This window comes from Brooklawnia sp. (assembly GCF_032229645.1).
Taxonomy (GTDB): domain Bacteria; phylum Actinomycetota; class Actinomycetes; order Propionibacteriales; family Propionibacteriaceae; genus Brooklawnia.
This window is the reverse complement of record NZ_JAVTWX010000072.1, coordinates 1-7,857: the sequence shown is the minus strand read 5'-3', so window position 1 is coordinate 7,857 and position 7,857 is coordinate 1. Positions and strand designations below refer to the sequence as shown.

8 protein-coding genes are annotated in these 7,857 nt (G+C 66.0%); all 8 read left to right on the top strand.

Features of this window, described 5'->3' with window-relative positions:
• Positions 1 to 8 precede the first annotated feature (8 nt).
• The 8 genes from mihF to rpe all read left to right on the top strand — a co-directional run bounded on the left by mihF (position 9) and on the right by rpe (position 7,630).
• Positions 9 to 368 (top strand): integration host factor, actinobacterial type, encoded by a 360-nt coding sequence (mihF, locus tag AAFP05_RS04945; protein WP_341728781.1) that lies wholly within the window; start codon positions 9 to 11, stop codon positions 366 to 368.
• A 4-nt stretch (positions 369 to 372) separates the two neighbouring features.
• The gene (gene gmk, locus AAFP05_RS04940; RefSeq protein ID WP_341728741.1) at positions 373 to 930 is read left to right on the top strand and encodes a guanylate kinase; all 558 of its coding nucleotides are present in this window, start codon (positions 373 to 375) and stop codon (positions 928 to 930) included.
• A 32-nt stretch (positions 931 to 962) separates the two neighbouring features.
• On the top strand, positions 963 to 1,304 hold the full coding sequence (gene rpoZ / locus AAFP05_RS04935) for a DNA-directed RNA polymerase subunit omega (protein ID WP_341728740.1): 342 nt from the start codon (positions 963 to 965) through the stop codon (positions 1,302 to 1,304).
• Between the two features lie 5 nt (positions 1,305 to 1,309).
• On the top strand, positions 1,310 to 2,503 hold the full coding sequence (gene metK, locus AAFP05_RS04930) for a methionine adenosyltransferase (protein ID WP_341728739.1): 1,194 nt from the start codon (positions 1,310 to 1,312) through the stop codon (positions 2,501 to 2,503).
• 130 nt (positions 2,504 to 2,633) lie between these two features.
• Positions 2,634 to 4,610 (top strand): primosomal protein N', encoded by a 1,977-nt coding sequence (locus AAFP05_RS04925; RefSeq protein WP_341728738.1) that lies wholly within the window; start codon positions 2,634 to 2,636, stop codon positions 4,608 to 4,610.
• 40 nt (positions 4,611 to 4,650) lie between these two features.
• A complete protein-coding gene (gene fmt / locus AAFP05_RS04920; protein WP_341728737.1) occupies positions 4,651 to 5,580 on the top strand; it encodes a methionyl-tRNA formyltransferase in 930 nt (309 codons plus the stop codon).
• Entirely contained in the window at positions 5,573 to 6,937 is a 1,365-nt protein-coding gene (locus AAFP05_RS04915; protein WP_341728736.1) for an RsmB/NOP family class I SAM-dependent RNA methyltransferase, read from the top strand. The genes fmt and AAFP05_RS04915 overlap by 8 nt, the downstream gene beginning before the upstream one ends.
• Before the next feature lie 33 nt (positions 6,938 to 6,970).
• On the top strand, positions 6,971 to 7,630 hold the full coding sequence (gene rpe, locus AAFP05_RS04910) for a ribulose-phosphate 3-epimerase (RefSeq protein ID WP_341728735.1): 660 nt from the start codon (positions 6,971 to 6,973) through the stop codon (positions 7,628 to 7,630).
• Positions 7,631 to 7,857: the final 227 nt, after the last annotated feature.

The window sequence follows — 7,857 nt, the reverse complement described above, 5'->3', positions numbered from 1 at the left end:
TGGGCACCATGGATACTCGACCTCGGCGTGCGAGAGATGAAACGGAGAAACTCGACGTGGCAATTCCAACACTGTCTCCTGAGCAGCTACAAGCCGCTCGGGCCGCAGCTACCGAATCCCGCAGGGCACGCGCTGCACTGAAGAATGCAGTTCGCGATGGCTCGAAGACCCTGGCCGATGCACTCGATGAGTGCGCCAAGGACGATGTTCTCGCTCATATCCGGGTAGCCGATCTGTTGAAGGCCGTCCCGCGTATCGGCGAGAAGCGAGCTGCTGAGATCATGGAGAAATACGACATCGCGGCCAATCGGCGTGTCCGCGGTCTCGGTCGGCATCAGGTCGCCGGACTCAAGTCAGAGTTCAACTGACCTGATGAGCAAGGCGCTGGGCGCGTACGTCATCAGTGGACCGACTGCAGTTGGCAAGGGCACCGTTGTGGCGGCCCTGAAAGACCGCCATCCGCGGCTCTATGTCTCGGTCTCGGTGACGACTCGTCCACCGCGCCCCGGCGAGATCGACGGCGTTCACTACTTCTTCGTGGACGACGCTGCCTTCGACGATCTGATAGCGAATGATGGCCTTCTCGAGTGGGCATGCGTCCATGGGGCGCATCGCTATGGGACGCCCCGACAAGCGGTCGTGGACAAACTTGCCGAAGGCATCCCGACGATTCTCGAGATCGATCTGCAAGGCGCCCGGCAGGTGCGCAGGACGATGCCCGAGGCGAAACAGATCTTCATCGCTCCACCGGACTGGGACGAGTTGGTGCGACGATTGCACGGACGAGGCACCGAGACCGAGGAAGAGATGGCTCGTCGTCTTGAGACCGCACGCCAGGAGATGGCCGCCGCAGGCGAGTTCGATCGCACCATCGCCAATGTCACAGTGGAAAACACAGTCGATGAGCTGGTAAAGTTCATAGGTCTGTGATTTCTAGCGTCAGCTTCTGCGAGGACTTTATCTTGAGCACACACATTCCCGAGGGCATCACCAATCCGCCGGTCGACGACCTGCTCGAGTCGGTGGACTCGAAGTATCGGCTGGTGCTGTTCGCCGCCAAACGCGCGCGTCAGATCAATGCCTACTACGCCCAGCTGGGAGAAGGTCTGCTCGAGTCGGTCGGCCCGCTGGTCGAGACGCTCCCGCAGGAGAAGGCACTGTCGATCGCGTTGCGCGAGGTTCAGGCCGGCCAGCTGCAGTACACCGAGATCGATCCCGAGGCCGAGGCCGCCGCCCGTGCCGAGGCACTCAATGATCCGGACTTTTCGCTGACCGATCCGTTCGGCGACATCGATCCAGCCTGATCTTCATGGGTAGACAGTTCACTTCCGAATCCGTCACCGAAGGTCACCCCGACAAGGTCGCCGATGCCATCTCGGACTCTGTCCTGGACGCGATGCTGGCCGAGGATCCCGATTCGCATACCGCCGTCGAGACGCTGGTTGCGAACGGCGTTGTCATCGTCACGGGTGAGGCGACCACCGAGTCCTATGTCGACATCCAGGAGCTTGCCCGCGAGCGGTTGCTGAAGATCGGCTTCGACTCGGCGTCCAAGGGCATCGATGGCGGATCATGCGGCGTCATGGTGACGTTGAACAATCAGTCGCCGGACATCGCCCAAGGGGTCCTGGGTTCCTGGGAGTCCCGGCACGGCGAGGCAGTCGACGACTTCGATCTGCAGGGTGCCGGCGACCAGGGCCTGATGTTTGGCTTCGCCTGCGACGAGACCCCCGAACTGATGCCGCTGCCCATCCAGATGGCCCACCGGATGGCCGAACGACTCACCCAGGTGCGCCGCGACCAGACGCTGGACTATCTGCGTCCCGATGGCAAGACCCAGATCACCGTATCCTACGACCACGCCGGGAAGCCGGCGGCCGTCGATACTGTCGTGGTCTCGGCCCAACATCGTGCGGATGTCGACGTGGCGGGGCAACTCGATCCCGATCTGCGCCGCGAGGTCATCGCCCCGGTGCTCGCGTCCTATGGCTTCGATGCTGCGTCGGCACGGGTGCTGATCAATCCGACCGGGCGTTTCGTCATCGGCGGACCTGCCGGCGATGCCGGGCTGACCGGCCGCAAGATCATCGTCGACACCTACGGCGGCATGGCCCGTCACGGTGGCGGCGCCTTCAGCGGTAAAGACCCGAGCAAGGTCGACCGCTCGGCCAGCTATGCGATGCGCTGGGTTGCGAAGAACATCGTCGCGGCCGGACTGGCATCACGATGCGAGGCCCAGGTCAGCTATGCGATCGGTGCCGCCCACCCGACCAGCTTGTATATCGATACCTTCGGCACCGGCGAGGTCCCGGACGAGCAGATCGCCGCTGCGGTACGCGAGGTATTCGACCTGCGTCCGGCCGCGATCGTGCAGGCGCTCGACTTGCGCCGGCCGATCTATTCCCAGGTCTCCTGCTACGGCCATTTCGGCCGCGAGCTTCCCGACATCACCTGGGAGCGCACCGACCGCGCGGAGCAACTCGCCGCCAAAGTGCGGGGCTGAGAGAACACTCCGGAAGGCAGCCGTGGCTAACTCAGCCCGGCTGCCTTTGTCATACCCGGCCGATAGCCTGAATCGCAGTACCAACCAGCCGGATCACCGAGCGCTGGGTGGCCAGAAAGGGGTGTCGCCGATGATCGCGCGGGTTGCGGTGGATATGCCATTGCCGCATCTGGATCGCCTCTTCGACTACGCGGTCACCGAGGCGCAGGCTGAAGACGTCAAGCCCGGGGTGCGAGTGCGGGTGCGGTTCGCCGGCAAGCTGCGCGACGGATATGTCATCGAACTGGCCGACCACAGCGAGATCGTCACCAAGCTCTCCCCGCTGTCGAAGGTGGTCTCGCCGGTCTCGGTCCTGGCCCCGGCTCAGGTGCGGTTGATCCGTGCGGTCGCCGATCACTACGCGGGATCTTTCGCTGATGTCGTCCGGCTGGCAGTACCGCCCAGGCACGCGGCCACCGAGAACGCCGATCAGGTGACCTGGCCGCAACCGGCCGCCGAGCAGATGCCGCCCGGCGGATTCGCGAGCTATCCCGACGGAGAGGCCTTCCTAACCGGCTTGGAGAAGAGCCAGCCGCTGCGCACCTATTGGCAGGTTGCTCCTCGATTCGCCGCCGACGCGCACGGGCTCGATGATTGGACCCGCGGGTTCATCCAGGCCACGATCGCGACGCTACGTGCCGGGCGTGGCGTCATCATCGTGGTGCCCGACCACCGCGATCTGGTGAAGGTGCGCGACGCGTTGGGTGCAGTGATCGGCCTGGGAGCGATCGCGGAACTGCACACCGATCTGGGCACGGCAGCCCGCTACCGAAACTATCTGGCGATCATCCGTGGCGAGGCCAAGGTGGTCATCGGCACTCGGCCGGCCAGTCTTGCACCGGTCGCCGACCTCGGCCTGATCTGTCTGTGGGACGACGGAGACGACCTGCATTCCGAACCGCACGCGCCCTACCCGCACGCGCGCGACGTCGCAGCGCTACGTGCGGGCAGCGAACAGACAGCGCTGCTGCTGGCAGGTCACGGCCGGACTGCCGAGGTCCAGGCCTGGTGCGAACGGGGATGGTTGCATGCTATTGAGCTGCCCCCGGGCCAGATGCGGCACGGCAGCGCAGCGGTACGTGCCACGGCCGACTCCGATCTGGCCCTGGAACGCGATCCGCGGGGCAGCCGCACCCGGCTGCCCCGGATCGTCTTTGACACCATCCGCACTGGGCTGACCTCAGGCCCCGTGCTGGTACAGGTGCCCAGGGCCGGTTATCTGCCCGCCCTGGCCTGCCAGAAATGCCGTACTTCGGTTGCCTGTCCGGCTTGCCACGGACCGGTTCGCTTGCGACGATCCGCCGCGGGCCGCCAACTCGACTGCACCTGGTGCGGACGTATCATCACCGACTGGCGCTGTGCGGTCTGCGGTTCCGGTGAGCTGCGGGCACCGGTGATCGGTTCGCAACGCACCGCCGAAGAACTTGGCCGCGCCTTTCCCGGCATCCTGGTGCGGGAAAGCTCCGGCGACCGGGTGATCGACGAGGTCGGGGAGCAACCTGCTCTCGTGGTGGCCACGCCAGGAGCAGAACCACCGGCCTCACACGGTTATGCGGCAGCGGTTCTGCTGGATGCCAACCGGCTGCTGGAACGCCCGGACCTGCGGGCCGCCGAGGAGGCGCTGAGGCGCTGGCTCAATGCTGTCGCTTTGGTGCGTGGCGGCTCGCAAGGCGGGACTGTCTGTGTGGCCGGGCCCGCACAGGTGCGTACGATCCAGGCATTGGTGCGGCTGGATCCCGCCCGGCACGCCGAATTCGAGCTCGCCGAGCGTGCCGAAGCCGGCTACCCGCCGGCCGTCAGGTTCATCACCGCGAGCGGCCCGGCTGGTGCCCTCGGCGAGTTCATTGAGCTGCTCGGTCCCGGCTCCGGTGCCGATCTACTGGGCCCCGTCGAGCTGACCGCACCTCTGGCGATAGGCCAGGAGGAGCCGCTCTGGCAGCTCTCGCTGCGGGCGCCGCTGAGCTCGGGGGCAGATCTGGTCGCGAAGGTCAAGGCCGCGATGGCGGTGCGCTCCGCCCGCAAGATGACGGGCGCCATCCGGGTGCGGGTCGATCCGGCGCAGCTATAGATCAATCAGCCGAAGGTGGATCCTGGCTAGGCTTGGGCGCGTGAGAGTCATCTTCGCCGGAACACCCGAGACCGCCCTGCCAAGCCTGCGTCTTCTTGCCGATCAGGGCCACGAGATCGTTGCGGTGCTGACCCGCCCCGACGCGCCGGCCGGACGCGGCAAGAAGCTCACTGCTTCTCCGGTGGCCAGGCTCGCCGACGAACTGGGCATCCCCGTGCTGAAGCCGGCCCAACCCGACGACGAACTCGTCGTCCAGGTGCGCGCGCTCAATGCGGACGTGGCCGCGGTCGTGGCTTTCGGCATGTTGCTGCCGCAGAACCTGCTCGACGCGGTGCCCGGTGGCTGGATCAACCTGCACTTCTCGTTGCTGCCGCGTTGGCGGGGTGCGGCACCGGTACAACGTGCCATCTGGTCGGGCGACCAGGTGAGCGGAGCCACCGCATTTCGTATCGTGAAGAAGCTCGACGCCGGGCCGGTCTATCGCAGCCTCGAGGTTCCGATCGAGCCGGGGGAGTCCAGCGGGGCACTATTGGCCAGGCTTGCCGATCTGGGGGCGCCGGTCCTGGCCGCTGCCTTGGACGATGCGATCGCGGGTATTGAACCGATCCCGCAATCCGATAAGGGCATCACCACCGCAGCGAAGATCCGCCCCCAGGATGTCCGCATCGACTGGACACGATCCGCCGCCGAGGTCGACCGGCTGGTGAGAGCAGCGAGCCCAAATCCGGGTGCCTGGACCGTCCTGGGCGGCGAGCGCTTTCAGGTGCTCGCCGTGTCGCAGGCGCAACGAGACGGCGAACCCCTGGCTTTGGGCACGCTCGCGGCCGACCGCAAGCACCTGTGGGTAGGCACCGGCGGCGGCGATCTTCAGCTGGTGCAGGTGAAAGCCGCAGGACGTAAACCGATGTCCGGCGCCGACTGGGCGCGCGGTCAGCACGATGGTCTCGACCAGGTGCGCTTCAATGGCTGAGCGACGCTATTCCCGGCCACGACGCAGCATCGACGAGCCGCGGCTGATCGCCTTTGACGCGATGCGGGCCATCAATGGCGACGGCGCCTACGCGAATCTGGTGACCTCGGAGTTGACCGCCGGGCTCTATCCACGCGACGCCGGATTTGTCATTGAATTGGTGCACGGTACCTGCCGCATGCAGGGCAGCTACGACCGCATCATCGAGGCCGCGGCCGGACGAGCGCTGTCGAGTCTGCAGGTCGAGGTGGTCGATGTGCTGCGGCTGGGCTGTCATCAGCTCTTCCGGATGCGGGTGCCTCAGCACGCCGCTGTCGCATCCAGCGTCGACCTTGCCGGGGTGGCGATCTCCGAGCGGGTGACCGGCCTGGTGAACGCCATCGTCCGGAAGTTGTCGTCGAAAGACTTCGATCAGTGGTGCGATCAGCTCGGCGAGACGCTCTCCCCGCGGGCCGAGATGGGCTTGCGCCTGGGACATCCGCACTGGATCGTGGACGCGCTCGCCGATGCCCTGCACAGCGACGATGACGAATTGGCCGCTCTGCTTGAGGCGGATAACCGGCCCCCGGTGCCGATGCTCGTGGTGCGTCCAGGATTGGCCAAGCGCACCGAGTTGCTGACCGAAGGTGCCCGGCGGGCCCCGTGGTCGCTGTGGGGTGTGGAGCGGCCGGGCAATCCCAGTGAGCTGCCCGCCATCAGGCAGGGCAGGGCGGGTGTCCAGGACGAGGGCAGCCAGCTGGTGATCCAGGCCGCGACGGCGGTTCATCCGCGTCCGAGGGGACCATGGCTCGACCTGTGCGCGGGGCCGGGCGGCAAGTCTGCGCTGCTGCGCGGGCTATGCCCGACTCTTCTAGTGGCCGCCGAGCCGCAGGTCCATCGTGCCGAGCTGGTGGCCAGGGCGTTGCGCGCGTATCCCGGCGGCTACCAGGTGGTCGTGGCCGACGGCCGTGAACCCGCCTGGGTGGCCGGCTCGATGGCATTGACCCTGGCCGATGTGCCCTGCACCGGGCTCGGGGCGCTGCGCAGGCGTCCGGAATCGCGTTGGCGTCGGGACAGCTCTCAGGTGAGCGAACTCGCGGCACTGCAGCGTGAGCTGCTGACCAACGCGATCGCGTCGACCATGCCGGGGGGCATCGTCGCCTATGTCACATGCTCACCGCACCGTGCGGAGACCGTCGATGTGGTGGCGCAGGCCAACGGCGTGGAGGTGCTCGATGCACCGGCCCTGCTGCCGGACGTGCCAGCTGCGGCCAGTCGTCTCGACCCTCGGTTCATCCAGCTTTGGCCGCATATCCACGGCACCGACGCGATGTTCTGCGCGCTGCTGCGGCGCATCGATGCGCCCAGGGGTGCCTGAGGCGTGCGCTCCGGTAAGCTCAGACACGTGGCCATGAGAATCACTCCCAGCATCCTGAACGCGGACCTGGCTGACCTCGCCGGCGAGGTCGCGAAGGTCCCCAGCTCGGACATGATCCACTTCGATGTGATGGACAATCACTTCGTTCCGAACCTGACGCTCGGGTTGCCGGTTGTGGAGTCGCTCAGGAAGCACACGACGACTCCGATCGACGCCCATCTGATGATCGAGGACGCGGACACCTGGGCGCCGCAGTATGCAGAAGTTGGTTGCGAGTCGGTGACCTTTCACGCCGAGGCAGCCAAGGCACCGATCAGGCTGGCGCGGGAGCTGCGCAAGCTGGGGTCGCGGGCGTCCATGGCACTCAAGCCGGCTACCCCGATCGAGCCCTATGCCGACATCATCACCGAGTTCGACATGCTCCTGTTGATGACCGTCGAACCAGGCTTCGGGGGTCAGAGCTTCCTCGACTCGGTCTTGCCGAAGATCCGGCGCACCCGTGAGCTGGTGAAGAAGACGGGTCAGGAGATCTGGATTCAGGTCGATGGGGGAGTCTCGGTCGCCACGATCGAGCGCGCCGCCGAGGCGGGCGCGGACGTCTTCGTGGCAGGCACCGCCGTTTACCGGGCCGAGAATCCCGATCAGATGATCAACGAGCTACGCGACTTGGCGATCTCGGCCTGCGCTCACTGACGGCGTTCCTCCTGGCTATTCGAATAGCGCATCAAAATAATCGCGCAACGTTCGCCTACCGGCCTGGTATTCGCTCATTTGTTCTAGTAGACTTTGGCCATGGACACCCCTATCTGCGATCCGAGGCTACTGGTCACACCTGCGACCAGTGGTGAGGCGTTGGCCGCGTTGAATGAGGCGCAGCGGCAGATCGTGGCGGGCGAGGTGGCGCAGCTGGTGGCGATGAC